The sequence below is a fragment of the Bacillus cereus group sp. MYBK216-1 genome (assembly GCF_051916495.1).
In the GTDB taxonomy this organism is placed as follows: Bacteria; Bacillota; Bacilli; order Bacillales; family Bacillaceae_G; genus Bacillus_A; species Bacillus_A thuringiensis_K.
The window spans coordinates 16,718-35,763 of sequence record NZ_JBQAGT010000003.1; the positions used below are offsets into that span (position 1 = coordinate 16,718).

A 19,046-nucleotide genomic window follows, 5' to 3' on the forward strand; every position below is an offset into this window, starting at 1 on the left:
ATTCTCTTTAATTTTTGAAAAGGAGATGAGAACGATGGAAGAACAAATCTTCAATTCAATGATTCAACAAGGAGCATTCGCAGCTTTATTTGTATGGATGCTGTTTACTACGCAAAAAAAGAATGAACAGCGCGAAGAACAATATCAAAAAGTTATTGAAAAAAATCAACAGGTCATTGAAGAACAAGCAAAAGCATTTAGTTCGTTGTCGAAGGATTTATCAGATGTTAAGCGAAAAATCTTGGGGAACGATGATGAGAAATAAAATATGGTATTAAAGTATTTGTCACGTATGCAGGTTCTCAAATAGGAATTCGATTAATATATAATAATGAGAAAAAGCCCTAATACCGATAAGTATTGGGGCTTTTTCTCATTAGCTATAGTGAATAAGGTGTGGTGGATTCTTCAAGAGGAAAGAGTGAATGAAGTTTAATATTAATGTAAATGAAATGAAACCTTGAATGCTGCTCAGTTATAACGCAGTCTTATTCAGAATTTCGTTAGTTCATTTTCTAAATTTAGGGAATAAATATAGCTTAGTACCTTGCAATAAATAATACTAAGTGGTATATTATGGATAAAGTAGGTACCGTGTATTGAACAGTACTAAGATAGGGAAGGAGGATGGCGCTTGAACGTTCAGTTTAAAAAAGGTGTGCTTGAACTTTGTGTATTAGCACTTGTAAAACGTAAAGATAGTTACGGTTATGAACTTGTTCAGCAAATTTCTAATAAATTTTTAATATCGGAAGGGTCAGTATACCCTTTATTACGTCGTTTGACGAAAGAAGGGTATTTTCAAACGTATTTAAAGGAATCTACGGAAGGGCCACCTCGTAAATATTATCAATTAACAGAGCAAGGGGAGACGCAATTTCATTTGTTAGTAACAGAATGGCGTGATTTTGCGAAAGGGGTACAAGAAATTATTGAAGGGGTGGAATGGGATGAGTAAAGAAGGGTTTCTTAAAGAATTATCAAGTTATCTTAGAAAGTTACCAGAGGAAGAGAGGCAAGATATTTTATTGGATTATGAAGAGCACTTTCAGTTTGGACTAGAAGAAGGGAAAACTGAATCGGAAATAATACAGGGCCTTGGTTCTCCGAAAGTAATCGCGAAAGAATTACTTGCGATGTATCGCTTTGATGAAATGAAAAAAAATCCATCGACTTCAAATGTGACAAGAGCTGTTATGGCAGCGATTGGACTTAGTTTGTTTAATTTTATTATTGTGTTAGGCCCGTTAGTCGCAATTATTGCTTTTATATTTTCTTTTTGGATCGGTGGTATTGCTAGTGTAGTAACACCATTTTTCGTTATTGGAAAAGTATTTATGGGTACTTTTATATGGTTGGATCTTTTCGTTAGTATAACGTTTGTTGGAGTAGGTTTATTGTTATGTATTATCGCTTTTTATAGTACAAAGTGGTTTAAGAGATTGTGTGTACGATATGTAATATGGAACTTCAAAATGATAAAAGGAGAGTAAATGATGAAAAAACTATTTTTAATCGCTATCGCTTGTATCATTATTGGAGTAATAGGAATTTCCCAAACATATGAAAAAGCAGTACAGACTGCTGAAAAAGGCGGTAAAGAAAATGTAATTAAAAACGAAACATTAAAAAATATAGAAGTTAAGTTAGATGCCGGGGATATTATTGTCCAAAAATCTCCTGACTCTTCTTTTTATGTAAAGCAATCGGGAGATGTACGTAAACAAGAGATTCGTATCGCAGAAGATGGTGACACATTAAAAGTTATTGGGGAAAGAGAAAAAGGTGCTTCATTTGATTTTTCTTTTTACGATTTTAGGTTTCAAACGTCTAAATTGACTCTCCTTGTGCCCGAACGCTCTTACCAAGATGTAAAAGTAAATTCATCTGCTGGACAAATCGAAATGAGTGATGTGAAAAGTGATAGCGTAAGTGTTAGAACACTTGCTGGAGAAGTAGAGTTGAAACAAGTAACGGCTAAGAATGTGGAGGGATCGACAAAAGCTGGTGAGGTGAACTTTAAGAAGGTATTAGGGAAAGTGACCGCAAAAACAACAAGTGGGGAAATAAATATTCAAGATCATGATTCTAAGTATAATCTAGAAGCAAGTTCAACTGCGGGAGATATAGATATTACTTTATCGGAAAAACCACAAGATGCGGTAATTACTGGGCAAAGTGCTGCGGGAGATGTAACAATTTTTAATGAAGAAAATAAAAATGTAACAATTGGAAATGGTAGTAAAAAGATTAGCGGTAAAACGGCTGCTGGAGATGTGACGATTGAAACTCGTTAATAAGAAATAGAATGCATGGAAATCTATCAAAATACAAAAAGAAGATAATTACCGTATGTAAATAAGGTAATTATCTTCTTTTTATTATTTTTAATGTAAATCACGATATACGCCAATTACTTTCCCGATAACTGACACTTGTTTTAAAATGATAGGTTCTAACGAAGAATTTTCTGGTTGTAGACGGAAATGGTCTTTTTCTTTATAGAAACGTTTAACAGTTGCTTCGTTATCTTCTGTTAAAGCGACTACAATTTCACCATTATATGCAGACTGTTGTTGGCGAACAACAACTAAATCTCCATCGAAAATACCAGCTTCAATCATACTATCTCCAGAAATACGTAACATGAACACTTGGTCTGCTCCAGCAACAATACTAGCTGGAAGTGGGAAATGTTCCTCTACGCTTTCGACCGCCGTAATTGGTAAACCAGCAGTAACTTTTCCGACAATTGGAACTTGAATAACAGATTGTGTTTCCGTATCCATTCGGTCTTCGCCTAAAATTTCAATGGCACGTGGTTTTGTTGGATCGCGTCGAATGTATCCTTTTTCTTCTAATCGTGATAAATGTCCGTGCACTGTAGAACTAGAAGCGAGGCCGACTGCTTGACCAATTTCACGTACGGAAGGTGGATATCCTTTTTCTTGTACTTTTAGCTTAATAAAGTCGAGAATGTCTTGCTGGCGTTTCGTTAACTTTTCCATGTTTTCTAACACCTCGTTTTCTTTCATTTTTCTTATTAATAAGTATAACATGTGAAAAAACATTCTACAAACATAAGTTCGAACAAATGGCGGATTTATGTTACACTATAGGGAAATAATAGGGAGAAAGAGGGGTTCAAAATGAATGCAATTATTTATGCACGTGTGAGTACAACGAAAGAAGCGCAAGAAACATCATTGTTACGTCAAAAAGATGAATTATTGCATTTAGCTGAGCGCTATCAAATGAATGTTACTAAGGTGATTGAAGAGCAGGCTAGTGGATATACAATTGAACGTGACGGTATATTAGAGGTGTTGGATACAATTCGAGACGAACAAATTGATGTGTTACTTATACAAGATGAAACGCGCCTTGGTAGAGGAAATGCGAAGATCGCATTAATGCATTGCTTACATAAAGAAGGCATAAAAGTATATACGCATACACATAATGGTGAATTACAATTATCGGATTCTGATTCGATGGTATTAGATATTATTGGTATTGTTGAAGAATATCAAAGAAAGATTCATAACTTGAAAATTAAACGAGGCATGCAACGTGCAGTAGAAAAAGGTTATCGTCCAGAAAATAATTTAAAAAATCGTCATTTAAGTGTAGGAAGAGAGAAAAAAGAAGTGCCAATTGAGGAAATTGTACGTTTGCGAAAAAGTGAACTCACGTTTGAAGAAATCGCAGCAACATTACGTGGATTTGGTCATAATGTTTCAAAGGCGACTGTACATCGTAGATATGTAGAGTATACGAAGCAATTGCTTGATAAAGAAGAGTAACTATTGTATGATAATAATCAGTTTTGATTAGAAGGGGGATTCGAGATGATTAATCACGAACTCGTTGAACGCATTAACTTCTTAGCGAAAAAAGCAAAAGCTGAAGGTTTAACTGAAGAAGAGCAACGTGAGCGTCAATCGCTACGTGAACAATATTTAAAAGGATTTCGTCAAAATATGTTAAACGAACTTAAAGGTATTAAAGTTGTTAACGAAGAAGGTACAGATGTTACACCGACGAAATTAAAAGCTTTAAAAAAGCAAGATAATGCAAAATTAAATTAAAAGATGGGCGAAGCCCATCTTTTTTATTTGTAAAAATCGTTATTTAATAACTTTCCAGTTGTTATTAACAGTTGCTTCTATCGTTTTATGTTCCAATATATAATTAGCGATAAGTTCAGACATATCTGTGGGTATATCTTTTACTACCGGTTTGTTTTGAAACATAAAAAAATTTCCCCCGCCACTTGCACGATAATTATTCATTACAACGTCATATTCTTCATTCATATTAAGAGGAGCACTGTTATGCTGTAAAGATTCTACTCTTTCACCAATTGGTTTTGAAATGTTTAATACGTATGAAATCCCTTCCCACATATCATAATTATAATGTTGTGGCTTTGGTTCTATGTAGATAGGACTTACGGTGATTGATCCATCTGTTTTTAATGTGAAATAAGAAGCAGAGAGTTCAAGAGCATCTTTTATATCTGCTCCAGTTATTCTAATTACTTTTAATGTGTTTGGATAAATATAATTAGAAACGATATCACGCATTGTTACATGTTCAGGGAAACCTGGAGATGTATTATGGAACAAACTTGTACAAGAAATTGATACATTAGCTATATTCATCTGTATTTTATTTATGAATTCGATAAAAGGATGATCATGCAAACGAGTTTGCATAGCATCTGAAATTTGCATGTCCCCCTGAATGATTCCAATAGGTTGATCAAGCCACTTTTGTGTTATCTCTTCGTAATCGGCTACCAATGAAAGTACATCTTGGTCCGCCTCAACTCCTTGTACAGATAATAATTCAGAAGAACTCTCTTTTTTCACCCATTTATGTTTTGTTTTTTCGAATGTTATTTTTACTTTTCCAACTGAGTGTCCATTGCATCCAGTCTGTAAAATTGTTACACCGTTAGCCATCGTATGAGAAATTTCTCGGTGTTGATGACCTGTTAGTAAAAGATCTATACCTTCAATTTCATGGCACATTGCATATCCTTGGTTTTCTCCTGTTAACACTTCAGTCGGTACCCCGGTTTGTAAATCTCGTTCAACTCCCCCGTGATACGCTACGACTAGTAAATCTGGTTTCTCATGTTTGCGAATGTAAGAAACCCATTCTTTTGTAGTCTTTAATGCATCTTCAAATAGTAAATCTTTAATGTGATGGGGTTGTTCCCAATTGGGAATGTAATGCGTTGTCACCCCTAAAATAGCAATTTTTATATTTGATTCAATATGTTTTATTACATATGGTTTCCCGAAATAAGGTTTTTTACTGTTTTTATCTAAAATGTTTGCTGATAGGTACGGGAAGTTCGCAGTAGTCACAGCATTATTTAATATATCCATCCCGTAATTAAATTCATGATTGCCGATAATTGCAGCGTCATACTGTAAGTAATTCGCTAATAAGGACATTGGGTTTTTTTTGTTTTTTTCGTATGTAACATAATGATAAGTAAATGGTGTGCCTTGAATAAAGTCGCCATTATCAATTAAAAGAACGTTTGTATTTTGGGAACGTTCTTTTTTTATAAGAGTAGAAATTTTAGCTAAACCAAGTTCTGCTGGGGAGTTATCTTGGTAGTGAATAGGATAAACAGTGCCATGTATATCGCTTGTTAATAAGATGTTTAAAGTTACAGTTTGATTTTGTTCCAATATGACTCACCTTTTCTATTGTTATCTTCCAATTCATCATATCAAATATGTGAAGAGAATTTTAATGTGAGTGTATAGAATGTGTAAAGATTCTGTAAATAATCAATTATTTGTAAAAATATGTGATATATTTCTTCATGTTTATGAAAGGTTATTTTATAACAATGAAAAATGGAGGCATTAACATGTTGAAAAAAGTTTTTGCAATGGGCACAACAGTTGTACTAGCAGCGGGATTATTAAGTGGCTGCGGGACGGAAGAGTCAAGTGCAAGTAAAAATGAAGATACGAAAAAAGGGTATGTACCGAAGACTTTAAATGTTCAATTTGTTCCTTCTCAAAATGCGGATACGTTAGAGGCGAAGGCAAAACCGCTTGAGAAGCTATTAAGTGATAAGTTGAATATTCCAGTAAAAGTTAGTATTTCAACGAACTACAATACAATTGTAGAAGCGATGGCATCTAAACAAGTAGATGTAGGATTTTTACCGCCAACAGCGTACGTATTAGCACATGAAAAGAAGGCTGCAAATGTAATTTTACAAGCACAACGTTTTGGAGTAGATGATGAAACGGGAGCCCCTACAAAGGATTTAGTAGACTTTTATAAATCTGAGTTTGTTGTTAAAAAAGACTCTAATATAAATAGTGTAAAAGATTTAAAAGGTAAAAAGATTGGTTATCAAGATGTAACATCATCAGCAGGGTATGTATGGCCTGCAGCTGTTCTATTAAAAGAGGGAATTGATCCGTTAAAAGATGTGAAACCTGTTACATTAAAAGGTCACGATCAGTCGCTTATTGCTCTTTTAAATGGTGACGTAGATGCGGCTGTTGTATTCCAAGATGCTCGTAATATTGTAAAAAAAGATTATCCGAATATATTTGATCAAACGAAAATAGTGAAATTTACTGAGAAAATTCCGAACGATACAATTTCTGTACGATCTGATTTAGATGCAGAGTGGAGCAAGAAATTACAAGATGCTTTCATTGAAATTGGAAAGAATGAGGAAGGTCACAAAATCATTAAAGAAGTATATTCACATGAAGGATATGTTAAATCTGATGATAGTAAATTTGATATCGTTCGTGAATATGGGAAGAAAGTAAAAACGCAATAATACATATGGAAATGGCAGCTAGCTGAAAGGGGATGTTTTCAGTTAGTTTGCCGTTTTGAATACATAGAAAGTAGGTAAGATGTGTGATAGAGTTTCGAAATGTCTCCAAAGTGTATCCAAATGGTACAAAAGGATTGAATAATATAAACTTGAAAATTCAAAAAGGTGAGTTTGTTGTAATGGTCGGATTATCTGGAGCTGGAAAATCTACACTTCTCAGATCCGTAAATCGTCTTCATGAGATTACCGAAGGAGAAATCATTATTGAAGGTGAGTCTATTACTGCTGCAAAAGGAACAGATTTACGACGTATGCGCCGGGATATCGGTATGATCTTCCAAAGTTTTAACCTTGTAAAGCGATCAACAGTATTAAAAAATGTATTAGCTGGTCGTGTTGGATATCATTCCACACTACGTACAACGTTAGGTTTGTTTCCGAAAGAAGATGTGGAGCTCGCATTTCAAGCATTAAAAAGAGTGAATATTTTAGAAAAAGCATATGCACGTGCTGATGAATTATCAGGAGGACAACAGCAACGTGTATCGATAGCTAGAGCATTGGCGCAAGAAGCAAAAATCATATTGGCAGATGAGCCTGTTGCATCGTTAGATCCACTTACGACAAAGCAAGTGCTAGATGATTTGAAAAAAATTAATGAGGATTTTGGAATCACGACAATTGTAAATTTACATTCTATTGATTTGGCTAGACAATATGCGACACGCATTATCGGATTACATGCAGGAGAAATTGTTTTTGACGGTTTAGTAGAAGAAGCAACGGATGAAAAATTTGCTGAAATTTATGGGGACGTTGCTCAGAAAAGCGAATTATTAGAGGTGGCAGTAAAATGAATGACGTGACGATATATTCAAATGAAATACCGAAGCCGCCGAGTAAATTGAAACATATGTTAACGTTTATTTTAGTTATTTTAATGCTGTGGAGTAGTAGTGTACAAGTAGATGCATCATTTTCAAAACTGGTAGACGGTTTTCCAAATATGGTAGATCTATTGAAAGAAATGGTGCCACCTGATTGGAGTTATTTTCAAGTTATTACAACAGCGATGTTAGATACAATACGTATGGCGATTATTGGGACGACCTTAGGAGCGATTTTAGCTATTCCACTTGCACTGTTTGCGGCAAGTAATGTGTTTACTAGTACATTTTTATACAGTCCAGCTCGATTGATTTTAAATTTTATTCGAACGATACCAGATTTATTATTAGCGGCAATTTTCGTAGCTATTTTTGGAATAGGACCACTTCCGGGTATTTTGGCTCTTACTTTTTTCTCAATTGGGCTTGTGGCAAAATTATTGTACGAGTCAATTGAATCAATTGATCCAGGTCCATTAGAAGCGATGACAGCAGTAGGAGCAAATAAAGTGCAATGGATTGTTTATGGGGTAATTCCGCAAGTGAAAGCACATTTTGTCTCCTATGTTCTGTATACATTTGAGGTGAATGTACGTGCAGCGGCTGTTTTAGGTTTAGTAGGGGCAGGTGGTATTGGATTATACTATGATCGTACACTTGGATTTTTACAATATCAGCAAACTGCATCTATTATTATCTATACCCTTGTTGTTGTATTATTAATTGATTATGCAAGTACATTGTTGCGGGAGAAATTATAATGAGTAAAACGACGATGATTGTGCCAAAACCGAAGAAACTGAGTGTATATCGCTGGGTTATTTTTATAGCAATTACATTTGTTTATGTTTGGGCCTTTTCAGGAGTACCATTAGAAGGGATAAAGGACACAGCAGGTGAAATCACGAAAGCAATTATGACAGGGGTATTGAATCCAGACTGGTCGTATGTATCTTTGCCAGATGGTGAAGATTTATTGCATGGATTAATTGATACGTTGGCAATTGCGATATTAGGTACATTTATTTCTGCATTTTTATCTGTTCCGTTTGCCTTTTGGGCGGCAACGAATATGAGTAGTGGAAAATTAACTTCAGGATCTGGAAAATTTGTACTTAGTTTTGTTCGTACGTTTCCTGAATTAGTTATGGCTCTTTTATTTATAAAAGCTGTTGGTCCAGGCTCTTTTGCAGGAGTATTAGCCTTAGGATTACATTCTATTGGAATGTTAGGAAAACTATATTCAGAAGGAATTGAAAACATAGATAAAGGACCCACGGAAGCGTTACTAGCAACAGGAGCAAACCGTTTTCAAATACTTTGGTATGCAGTGTTACCACAAGTGTTACCAGACTTTCTATCGTATACGTTATACAGATTTGAAATTAATGTACGATCCGCTGCGATTTTAGGGGTTATCGGAGCAGGAGGGATTGGTACACCTTTAATTTTTGCGCTGAGTTCACGGAATTGGTCTCGTGTTGGGATTATTTTATTGGGTATTATTTTAATGGTAATTATAATTGATTTGATTTCAAGTTCGATTCGCAAACGGATTGTTTAACTTATTTGAAAAGCATCGAAGTTAGATGCTTTTTATATTTTTAAAAACGTAAGTATAGAAGAAATTTGTATAAATATACAGATAATTCTCTTTCTTTTTAAAATAAAAATAATGAAAAAGTATGTCATATTGAATACCCATACATTCCCGGAATCATTGATTTTTTTATAAAAAATCAAAAAAACATCAACATATTTGTCGATACATGTTGTATAATCTTGCGTGGGAAGCTATCATATAAATGTATAAAACGTTTACTAATATAAGCGAAGGGAAGAATAGCATGTCACATTCAATCGAACAACTTTCTATCAACACGATTCGCACATTATCCATCGATGCGATTGAAAAAGCAAACTCTGGTCACCCAGGAATGCCAATGGGTGCAGCACCAATGGCTTATACATTATGGACTCAATTTATGAAACACAATCCAAATAACCCAACGTGGTTTAACCGTGATCGTTTCGTATTATCTGCAGGTCATGGTTCAATGTTATTATACAGCCTACTTCACCTATCTGGTTATGATGTAACAATGGATGACTTAAAGAACTTCCGTCAATGGGGAAGCAAAACTCCAGGACATCCTGAGTATGGTCATACAGCTGGTGTAGATGCAACGACTGGTCCACTTGGACAAGGTATTGCAACTGCTGTAGGTATGGCAATGGCAGAAAGACATTTAGCTGCTAAATATAACCGTGATGCGTATAATGTAGTAGATCATTATACATACGCTATTTGTGGTGATGGAGATTTAATGGAAGGCGTTTCTGCTGAAGCATCTTCATTAGCTGCTCATTTACAATTAGGTCGTCTTGTTGTGCTTTACGATTCAAACGATATTTCATTAGATGGCGATTTAAATCGTTCATTCTCTGAAAGTGTAGAAGATCGTTACAAAGCATACGGATGGCAAGTAATCCGTGTTGAGGATGGAAACGATATTGAAGCAATCGCGAAAGCAATTGAAGAAGCGAAAGCTGACGAAAAACGCCCAACGCTAATTGAAGTAAGAACGACAATTGGTTTCGGTTCTCCAAACAAATCAGGAAAATCAGCTTCACATGGTTCTCCACTTGGTGTAGAAGAAACAAAATTAACGAAAGAAGCATATGCTTGGACTGCTGAGCAAGACTTCCATGTAGCAGAAGAAGTATATGACAACTTCCGTAAAACAGTACAAGATGTTGGTGAAACTGCGCAAGCTGAGTGGAACACGATGCTAGGTGAATATGCGCAAGCATACCCAGAATTAGCAAACGAATTCCAAGCAGCAATGAACGGTCAACTTCCAGAAGGTTGGGAGCAAAACTTACCAACTTATGAATTAGGATCAAAAGCAGCAACTCGTAATTCTTCTGGTGCTGTAATTAATGCAATTGCAGAGTCTGTACCATCATTCTTCGGTGGATCTGCTGACCTTGCTGGTTCTAACAAGACATACATGAATAACGAAAAAGACTTTACAAGAGATGATTACAGCGGTAAAAACATTTGGTACGGTGTACGTGAGTTCGCAATGGGTGCAGCAATGAACGGTATTGCACTACATGGCGGTTTAAAAACTTACGGTGGTACGTTCTTCGTATTCTCTGATTACTTACGCCCAGCAATTCGCCTTGCAGCATTAATGCAATTGCCAGTAACGTATGTATTCACACATGACAGTATCGCTGTTGGTGAAGATGGTCCAACGCATGAACCAATCGAGCAATTAGCAGCGCTTCGTGCAATGCCAAATGTTTCTGTTATCCGTCCTGCTGATGGTAACGAATCTGTTGCAGCTTGGAGACTAGCTTTAGAATCTACAAACAAACCAACTGCTTTAGTATTAACTCGTCAAGACCTTCCAACATTAGAAGGTGCAAAAGAAGATACGTATGAAAAAGTAGCAAAAGGTGCATATGTAGTTTCGGCAAGCAAGAAAGAAACGGCTGATGTAATCTTACTTGCAACTGGATCTGAAGTAAGCCTAGCTGTTGAAGCTCAAAAAGCATTAGCAGTAGACGGCGTTGACGCAGCTGTTGTCAGCATGCCATCTATGGATCGCTTCGAAGCTCAAACTGCAGAGTACAAAGAATCTGTATTACCAAAAGCAGTAACAAAACGTTTCGCAATTGAAATGGGTGCTACATTCGGATGGCACCGTTACGTAGGTCTTGAAGGAGATGTGTTAGGTATCGATACATTCGGTGCTTCTGCTCCTGGTGAGAAGATTATGGAAGAGTATGGATTTACTGTAGAGAACGTTGTTCGTAAAGTAAAAGAAATGCTTTAATGATTTCAGAAAAATCTCTCCGGCATGGAGAGGTTTTTCTATGTAAATGAGTTTTTTCGACAGAAAAAGTTTTTTATCTCTCCGCAGTCAGACAATCATTGCAAACTTTCTTATATATAATGAAGAGAAAAGGTTGTCCAGATTGGGAGTGGAAAAATGAAAACGTATGAATTGTATTTAATTCAAGAGGATATTGCGAAAGCTTATTTTGGTCGTGAATATTTGTTTTTTGATTTATTTGCTCGATTTTCAGAATCTGGGTCCCTTTCGGAGAAAAAAGTGTTATATAAGCAAATGATGTATATAACGATGCCATTGCAAGTAATGAAAATTCATCATAAATTAGAACAAGCTTTGCGCGTTCTTGGTAAATATGATAGAACACATCATACACATACACTTTATACGGGAGCGGAGTACGGCGAAATAATGGTGAAACCGCACTATATTCGTATGAATACCTCTGGAAATGTCTCTATGGAAACGACATTCTTTGAGGTGTTAAGAAAGTGTGAATTAACATTTTTAGCAATGGATTATGAAAATACAAAGTACGGATGGCTGAATCCTCTAAAACAAGTACGAACATATGTGTAAAAAATGTCGAATTGTATCTTGTCTTATTGAAAAGGTTTTAGTACACTGTAAGGTAGACAACATGAAGGAGGAAAATATATGCCAATTTGGTTAGGTATTCTAGTGGGCGTAGTAGCACTAGTAGCAGGCGTGGCGTTAGGATTTTTCATTGCCCGCAAATACATGATGAATTACTTACAAAAAAATCCACCAATTAACGAACAAATGTTAAAAATGATGATGATGCAAATGGGACAAAAACCTTCCCAAAAGAAAATCAATCAAATGATGAGCGCGATGAACAAGCAACAAATGAAATAAGCGCTAAAAGACACTCGCTAAGAGTGTCTTTCTTTTTGTTAGTTATAGTTTTTAAAACTTTTAAAAATTCTGTATTTTTGGTAAACTGAAAACATCGCTCATTTTAAGGGAGGAGGAAAAAAATGAAAGTATTTATGAATTTAGCGTGGTTTTTTAAACAAGAAAAACGAGCGTACATAACTGGAATTATTTTATTGTTTGGCGTTGCACTTCTAGAACTTGTAGCACCAAAAGTAATTGGAATCGTTGTAGATGAAATTAATGATGGAACATTGACGACCGATAAGTTACTAAAATGGGTTGTATTATTAGTAATTGTAGGTATTACGATGTACATATTACGTTACATATGGCGTATTATGATTTTCGGGTCTTCATTAAAATTAGCTCGCCAATTACGAAAAAATTTATATGAACATTTTACAAAGATGAGTCCATCTTTCTATCAGTCAAATCGAACAGGTGATTTAATGGCACATGCGACCAATGATATTCAAGCGATCCAGCAAACTGCTGGAGCGGGTGTTTTGACGCTTGTTGACTCATTAGCTGTCGGAGGATGTGTACTCGTAGCGATGGGTTTTACAATTAGTTGGAAGTTAACATTATTAAGTTTAATTCCAATGCCGATTGTAGCCATTTCGACAAATTATTATGGAACGTTATTACATAAAAGGTTTCATAAAGCACAGCAATCGTTTTCGGAAATCAATGATAAAGTGCAAGAGAGTATGAGTGGGATGAAGGTAATCCGGTCTCTTGGACAAGAGAAAGAAGATTTGCAGGCGTTTCGAAAAAAATCAGAAGATGTTGTACATAAAAATGTGTTAGTTGCACGTATTGATTCGTTATTTGATCCGACAATCTCTCTTATCGTTGGATTTTCTTTTTTAATCGCAGTATGTTATGGATCGGTATTAGTTGTAAGAGGTGAATTAACAGTAGGTGATCTCGTTACATTTACGACGTATTTAGGTACCCTCGTTTGGCCAATGTTAGCGTTTGGGTGGTTGTTCAATATTATGGAGCGTGGGCGTGCATCATATGACCGTGTAGAAAAAATTCTTTCACAAAAATCAGATGTAGTAAATAGCGAAAATGCTGTACATACAATAGCGAGCGGTAATGTTTCGTTTGCCGTTGATTCATTTTCGTATAAGAAAAATGAATTGTTACATTTAACCGATATTCACTTTGATTTGAAGAAGGGTGAAACACTAGGAGTTGTAGGACGTACAGGCGCAGGGAAAACGACTTTATTAAAATGTTTAATCCGTGAGTATGATCATTTTAATGGTGAATTAAAAATTGGGAAGCGAGATATTCGAGATATAACACTTCATGGTGTCCGTTCTGCCATTTCATACGTGCCGCAAGATCATTTTTTATTTTCAGCAAGTATTGGTGAGAATATTGCCTTTGGAAAGGCGGATGCTACATATAATGAAATTACCGAAGCTGCAGAGATTGCTTGTATTCATAATGACATCCTCCAATTTTCAGAAGGATATGAAACAGTAGTAGGGGAAAGAGGTGTTTCGTTATCTGGTGGTCAAAAACAGCGAATCTCTATTGCTCGTGCTTTATTAACAAATGCTGAAATTTTAATTTTGGATGATTGTTTATCAGCAGTAGATGCAAAAACAGAAGAGACGATTTTAAGTGCCTTAAAGAGGGAAAGAGCAGGGAAAACGACGATTATTACTGCACACCGATTAAGTGCAATTCAGCATGCCAATCTTATTCTTGTTGTTGATGAAGGTAGAATTGTACAAAGAGGTACACATGAGGAATTAATGAAGGAAAACGGCTGGTATAAGGAAATGTATGAAAGCCAGCAATTAGAAGCTTTAGTCGAGAAAGGAGGCGTATGATGGTAGAGAAGAAGCGAAGTGATTTAAGTAGATTGCTTTCCTATATGAAGCCATATAAAGGGTTGCTATCTTTAGCATTTATCTTTTTAGTTGGTGCGACAGTAACGGAAATGATGGGTCCTTTTTTAATTAAACAATTCCTCGATGAACACCTAGTACCGCGGGATTTTGAACGATCAGCGCTCGTTACTTTATTTGTAATTTACATAGTTGCTCATTTATTAAAAGTATTATTTACGTATTTAAATCTATTGTACTTTCAGAACATTGCTTTTAAGATTGTTCAAGATATGCGAGTTGAAGTATATGAACATGTTCAAAAGCTGTCATTAAGTTTCTTTGATCGTACGCCAATTGGTACGCTCGTATCTCGTATAACGAATGATACGGAAGCGATTAAAGATTTTTATGTCAGTGTATTATCAACATTTGTGAAAAATGTAGTCTTTTTAGTAGGCATTTTAGTAGCGATGTTTTTATTAGATGTAAAATTAGCGCTATTTTCTCTCGTATTAATTCCGATAATGTTTGCGATTATGGTATTATATCGCCGGAAAAGTGCAGCTTTTTATTTAGAAGTACGTAATCAACTAAGCGTGTTAAATGCAAAGTTGAACGAGTCCATACAAGGAATGAATATTGTTCAAGTTTTCAGACAAGAAAAACGTATGAGAAAAGAGTTTGAAGAAGTGAATAATAAACATTATAGTGCAGGGCGACGTACTTTGAAGTTAGACGCATTACTTTTACGACCAGCTACGGATTTAGTGCATATTGTAGCTATTGCGTTAGTACTAGGTTTATTTGGGATTGATGCTTTAAAGAGCCCTGTTGAAGTAGGAGTTTTATATGCTTTTGTTAACTATATACATCGTTTCTTCCAACCTGTAAATGAGATGATGATGAAATTGTCCTTTTTCCAACAGGCACTTGTTTCGTCATCACGTGTATTTCATTTAATGGACGAGAAAGATTTAGCACCGGTTCAAAAAGGCAATGAGAATCCTCAAGTCGTGGATGGAGATATTGAATTTAAAAATGTTACTTTTTCATATGATGGAAAGCGTGACGTTTTAAAAAATGTATCATTTCACGTGAAACAAGGGCAAACGGTTGCTTTTGTTGGGCATACTGGTAGCGGAAAAAGTACGATTATGAATTTGTTAATGCGATTTTATAATATTAAGTCAGGAAATATTGTAATAGACGGTGTAGATTTAGAAAAATTTGAAGAACGAGAAATTAGAAAGAAAATAGGACTCGTATTGCAAGATGCATTTTTATTTGCTGGTAATGTAAAGCAAAATATTCGTATGTATAATGAAGAAATTACGGATGAAGAAGTAAAAGAAGCTGCTCGATTTGTGCAAGCGAATACGTTTATTGAAAAGTTACCAAAACAGTATGAAACAGAAGTAGTAGAAAGAGGTGCAGCATTTTCAAGCGGTCAACGACAATTAATTGCTTTTGCTAGAACGATAGCAACGAATCCGAAAGTATTAGTATTAGATGAAGCAACAGCTAATATCGATACAGAAACAGAAGAGGCTATTCAAACAGCGTTGCAACAAATGCGAAAAGGTAGAACGACGATAGCCATTGCGCATAGGTTATCTACAATTCAAGATGCAGATCAAATTTTTGTGATGCATGATGGGGAGATAGTAGAAAGAGGAACACATCAAGAATTACTAAGTGAGCAAGGTTTGTATTATAATATGTACTTGCTACAAAATAAAGTGAGTTTGCAAAAGGCCTTGTAACACAAGGTCTTTTTTATTTTGTATACAAAATATGTTTACTCTTTGTTTCTATAGCATAAATGTCGTGTCCTCTTATGAAACTTGTACATATTGTATGTATACGAAGTAAAAAAATTGATAGGAGATTTTATATGTAAAACAGATCAAGTTCAAATGTTACGTTTATTGATGTGTCTCATTGGGAAGGGAATATTGATTGGAATGCAGTGAAGGCATCTGGAATTCCAGCAGCGTATGCAAAAGCGACAGAAGGTGTAAACTACATTGATCCTACTTTTACTAAAAATGTACAAGCAGCCCGAAGTGCGAATGTATTAATTGGTGCATACCATTTTGCACGTCCAGAACAAAATGATGCAATTTCAGAGGCGAAATATTTTGTGAGTATATTACAAAGTAACCAGACAGACTTAATGCCAGTTCTGGATTTAGAATCACCAACAGATCCGAGCAACAGTAATTTAACTGGTAACGCTATATCGAATTGGGCAAGAAGCTTCATAAATTATGTGAAACAGGCTACTGGAAAAGATGTAATGTTATATACAGGAGTTTGGTATATTAATGAGTTCAGAATTAGCGGATTAAGTGATATACCGCTTTGGATTGCTAAATACTCGAGTACACCGCCTGCTGATGCTGGTGGATGGACAGCGTGGCAGTACACAGATTCTGGACAAATTTCAGGCGTAGGAAATTGTGATGTATCAGCTGCAGTTTCATTAGAAGCTTTAAAAGGGAATGGAGCAAGTGGTGGAGGTAATGTTTCCCCGCCTAATAATGCAACTCCAGTGTACGGGGTTGCTATAATTAATGGAGATAATGTGAATTTGAGAAGTGGACCATCTTTACAGTCTAGTGTAATTCGCCAATTGAATCGTGGCGAAACATATGAAGTTTGGGGAGAACAAGATGGATGGCTTTGTTTAGGGACAAATCAGTGGGTATATAATGATCCGAGTTATATTCAGTATAAACATTATGTGGCGACTATTACTGGTGATAATGTAAATTTGCGTGATGCTCCATCATTAAATGGAAATGTTATAAGACAGTTACATCAGGGTGAATCGTATCGAGTATGGAGTAAGCAAGATGGATGGCTTTGCTTAGGGACAAATCAATGGATATACTACGATCCGAGTTATATTCAGTATGGTGTACAATAGAGTGAAAATAAAAGGTGCCCCGTCAGAGGTGCCTTTTATTAAAAATATACAACTTTTACAAAGTCTATATCGAAACCATAGTATACTATAGTAGATATATTTATAAAAAATAATCGAAAATGAAATAAAGGAGTAAAAATATGAATTATGTGCTAATAGGTGCGATTTTAATATTATTAGCTGTAGCATTTGTGCTGTTTTATAAAAATAAACAGTTAGAATCAGAGAGTCAGCAAGTAGAATTTGAAAAGAAACAAGCGATTGAAACGTATAAAAATGAAATTGCAGCTACAGTGATAGAGCATAAAGAACAACAAAATAATTTAAAAAATATGGAACAGAAAAAATACAATGATTTACAAGTAAGTGCAAATAGAGAAATTGAAAATATGCGTATGATGAAAAATCAATTAGCTATGCAGCATAGTAAAGAACGTAGTGAAATGCAAAATAAACATAATAACGAAATACATATGTTTCAAAAATTAATTGCAAATTTACGAGAATATACTAAAAACGGTGCTGAAATGAATACGTACGAAACATTACATTATATGAAGCGAGGATTCATAGAGCAAGGTATCATATTAGATGCTGAAATTCAAGTCATGCCGAATGTTTTTATTAAAAATAATAGTGAAATAAACGATAATAGAATCCATCATCTCATCTTGTGCAAAACTGGTATTTATCTACTGGAGACGAAAGAATGGAACGAGAAATTAATTCATGGTTTAACGAAAGAAAATGCTGGTATATATTCATTTATGATTGATGAAATGGGTAAGTATCAACAAGAAGTTGATAAAGAAGAGACATTTGAATATATAGTAGGTAAAGATTCGTCAACTATACAAGTGAAAAATGAAGGGAATCCAGTATATAAGGCGAAGAAACTATCTAAAATTTTATACAATTGTTTGAATGAAATGCAGGCTAATAGTATAAAAGAAAAGGTAAAACCAGTTGTATATTTTTATAATAAAAATGGAAAAGCAATAGTAGACCTTTCTAGTGAGGAAACACCTAGATTAAAAGATCGGGAGCAAATTGTAACGTTCTTCAGAAATGAAATCTTAACAGGGACAGTAGTATATACAGAGCAAGAATTAGAACAGATTCGAGAAATGATTAGCCGGATGAACTATATAGTGAGTTAAAAGGGGAGATCTTTCTGAACGATATGCTGCGTAGTATTTTGTATGGCTATTTTTGTTTGTATATAGTAATGTACATTGTATTTATATTCTTCATTGATATGGTCCATATACCCTTAAGGGTAAGGAGCATTTTTGTAGTATTCATACCATTTGTTTTATTAGTCATGATTCAAAGGGTTATTTTATATGTTTCTAAAAATCGTAATGAAGAAAAGAAGCAAATGTTGGGGGTTTTAATAGTAGCACTCATACCATTAATAGTGTGCACTGTACAATTAAGTGTAAATGAATATACATCAAAGTTTAATCAGAATAGATGGTTAAATCATGCAGATAAGCGGGTACATATGGTAGATGATCTATTACAAAAATATAAATTAATAGGGAAATCAAATGAAGAAATTACACAATTGTTAGGAGCCCCAACGGAAACGAGAAGTGGGGAAGAAGGAGTTATCACTTTGTATTATCTTGGGACTGAACGTGGCTTTATTCCAATAGATAGCGAACAGCTTGTTTTACAATTTAATAGAGATGGTAAAGTTATGGAATATACGGTGTATAAAGATTAAAGAAACGTGGAGGGAAGCTATATGTTATAGCTTCTTTT

General features: G+C 35.0%; 20 protein-coding genes. 18 read left to right on the forward strand and 2 right to left on the reverse strand.

Annotated features, from left to right (window positions below; translation table 11 throughout):
- Positions 1–34: 34 nt before the first annotated feature.
- From ACTFRH_RS10545 to ACTFRH_RS10560, 4 genes are all read left to right on the forward strand, one after another.
- Positions 35–265 carry a BhlA/UviB family holin-like peptide gene (locus ACTFRH_RS10545; RefSeq protein ID WP_000392444.1) on the forward strand — a complete coding sequence of 77 codons (231 nt, stop codon included), beginning with the start codon at positions 35–37 and terminating at the stop codon, positions 263–265.
- A gap of 369 nt (positions 266–634) precedes the next feature.
- Complete coding sequence (locus ACTFRH_RS10550; protein ID WP_001102628.1) at positions 635–958, forward strand: PadR family transcriptional regulator; 324 nt, start codon at positions 635–637, stop codon at positions 956–958.
- Positions 951–1,493, forward strand: coding sequence for a DUF1700 domain-containing protein (locus tag ACTFRH_RS10555; protein WP_000031383.1), 543 nt, complete (start codon positions 951–953; stop codon positions 1,491–1,493). The genes ACTFRH_RS10550 and ACTFRH_RS10555 overlap by 8 nt, the downstream gene beginning before the upstream one ends.
- Positions 1,494–2,297, forward strand: coding sequence for a DUF4097 family beta strand repeat-containing protein (locus ACTFRH_RS10560; RefSeq protein WP_003302296.1), 804 nt, complete (start codon positions 1,494–1,496; stop codon positions 2,295–2,297).
- A 90-nt stretch (positions 2,298–2,387) separates the two neighbouring features.
- Here ACTFRH_RS10560 and lexA read toward each other — a convergent pair whose 3' ends face one another.
- The gene (gene lexA, locus ACTFRH_RS10565; protein WP_000413738.1) at positions 2,388–3,008 is read right to left on the reverse strand and encodes a transcriptional repressor LexA; all 621 of its coding nucleotides are present in this window, start codon (positions 3,006–3,008) and stop codon (positions 2,388–2,390) included.
- Between the two features lie 141 nt (positions 3,009–3,149).
- On the opposite strand from lexA, the gene ACTFRH_RS10570 reads away from it, so the two are divergent.
- The gene (locus ACTFRH_RS10570) at positions 3,150–3,806 is read left to right on the forward strand and encodes a YneB family resolvase-like protein (RefSeq protein ID WP_000991471.1); all 657 of its coding nucleotides are present in this window, start codon (positions 3,150–3,152) and stop codon (positions 3,804–3,806) included.
- Positions 3,807–3,851: 45 nt separating this feature from the next.
- Positions 3,852–4,091 carry a DUF896 domain-containing protein gene (locus tag ACTFRH_RS10575; RefSeq protein WP_000607015.1) on the forward strand — a complete coding sequence of 80 codons (240 nt, stop codon included), beginning with the start codon at positions 3,852–3,854 and terminating at the stop codon, positions 4,089–4,091.
- Positions 4,092–4,130: 39 nt separating this feature from the next.
- Here the strand turns inward: ACTFRH_RS10575 and ACTFRH_RS10580 are convergent, their stop codons facing one another.
- Positions 4,131–5,714: a bifunctional metallophosphatase/5'-nucleotidase gene (locus tag ACTFRH_RS10580; protein WP_000437450.1), complete on the reverse strand. Its 1,584-nt coding sequence runs from the start codon at positions 5,712–5,714 to the stop codon at positions 4,131–4,133.
- A 185-nt stretch (positions 5,715–5,899) separates the two neighbouring features.
- On the opposite strand from ACTFRH_RS10580, the gene ACTFRH_RS10585 reads away from it, so the two are divergent.
- The 12 genes from ACTFRH_RS10585 (at position 5,900) to ACTFRH_RS10640 (ending at position 19,008) form a co-directional block, all read left to right on the forward strand.
- Entirely contained in the window at positions 5,900–6,838 is a 939-nt protein-coding gene (locus tag ACTFRH_RS10585; protein ID WP_000915039.1) for a phosphate/phosphite/phosphonate ABC transporter substrate-binding protein, read from the forward strand.
- 83 nt (positions 6,839–6,921) lie between these two features.
- Positions 6,922–7,695 carry a phosphonate ABC transporter ATP-binding protein gene (gene phnC / locus ACTFRH_RS10590; protein ID WP_000569249.1) on the forward strand — a complete coding sequence of 258 codons (774 nt, stop codon included), beginning with the start codon at positions 6,922–6,924 and terminating at the stop codon, positions 7,693–7,695.
- Entirely contained in the window at positions 7,692–8,486 is a 795-nt protein-coding gene (gene phnE, locus ACTFRH_RS10595; protein WP_001000776.1) for a phosphonate ABC transporter, permease protein PhnE, read from the forward strand. Before phnC ends, phnE (ACTFRH_RS10595) begins: the two co-directional genes overlap by 4 nt.
- Positions 8,486–9,289, forward strand: coding sequence for a phosphonate ABC transporter, permease protein PhnE (phnE, locus tag ACTFRH_RS10600; protein ID WP_000047915.1), 804 nt, complete (start codon positions 8,486–8,488; stop codon positions 9,287–9,289). The genes phnE (ACTFRH_RS10595) and phnE (ACTFRH_RS10600) overlap by 1 nt, the downstream gene beginning before the upstream one ends.
- A gap of 283 nt (positions 9,290–9,572) precedes the next feature.
- The gene (gene tkt, locus ACTFRH_RS10605) at positions 9,573–11,573 is read left to right on the forward strand and encodes a transketolase (RefSeq protein ID WP_000019769.1); all 2,001 of its coding nucleotides are present in this window, start codon (positions 9,573–9,575) and stop codon (positions 11,571–11,573) included.
- Positions 11,574–11,729: 156 nt separating this feature from the next.
- On the forward strand, positions 11,730–12,170 hold the full coding sequence (sirA, locus tag ACTFRH_RS10610; protein ID WP_000860645.1) for a sporulation inhibitor of replication protein SirA: 441 nt from the start codon (positions 11,730–11,732) through the stop codon (positions 12,168–12,170).
- Positions 12,171–12,248: 78 nt separating this feature from the next.
- Positions 12,249–12,470, forward strand: a complete 222-nt coding sequence (locus ACTFRH_RS10615; RefSeq protein ID WP_001123317.1) for a YneF family protein — start codon at positions 12,249–12,251, stop codon at positions 12,468–12,470.
- Between the two features lie 122 nt (positions 12,471–12,592).
- Positions 12,593–14,344 carry an ABC transporter ATP-binding protein gene (locus ACTFRH_RS10620; RefSeq protein WP_000862451.1) on the forward strand — a complete coding sequence of 584 codons (1,752 nt, stop codon included), beginning with the start codon at positions 12,593–12,595 and terminating at the stop codon, positions 14,342–14,344.
- Positions 14,344–16,107 (forward strand): ABC transporter ATP-binding protein, encoded by a 1,764-nt coding sequence (locus ACTFRH_RS10625; protein WP_000229522.1) that lies wholly within the window; start codon positions 14,344–14,346, stop codon positions 16,105–16,107. The genes ACTFRH_RS10620 and ACTFRH_RS10625 overlap by 1 nt, the downstream gene beginning before the upstream one ends.
- A gap of 170 nt (positions 16,108–16,277) precedes the next feature.
- Positions 16,278–17,276, forward strand: a complete 999-nt coding sequence (locus ACTFRH_RS10630; protein ID WP_000020118.1) for a GH25 family lysozyme — start codon at positions 16,278–16,280, stop codon at positions 17,274–17,276.
- 140 nt (positions 17,277–17,416) lie between these two features.
- The gene (locus tag ACTFRH_RS10635; protein ID WP_001110270.1) at positions 17,417–18,436 is read left to right on the forward strand and encodes an NERD domain-containing protein; all 1,020 of its coding nucleotides are present in this window, start codon (positions 17,417–17,419) and stop codon (positions 18,434–18,436) included.
- Positions 18,437–18,459: 23 nt separating this feature from the next.
- On the forward strand, positions 18,460–19,008 hold the full coding sequence (locus ACTFRH_RS10640) for a hypothetical protein (protein ID WP_000946312.1): 549 nt from the start codon (positions 18,460–18,462) through the stop codon (positions 19,006–19,008).
- Positions 19,009–19,046: the final 38 nt, after the last annotated feature.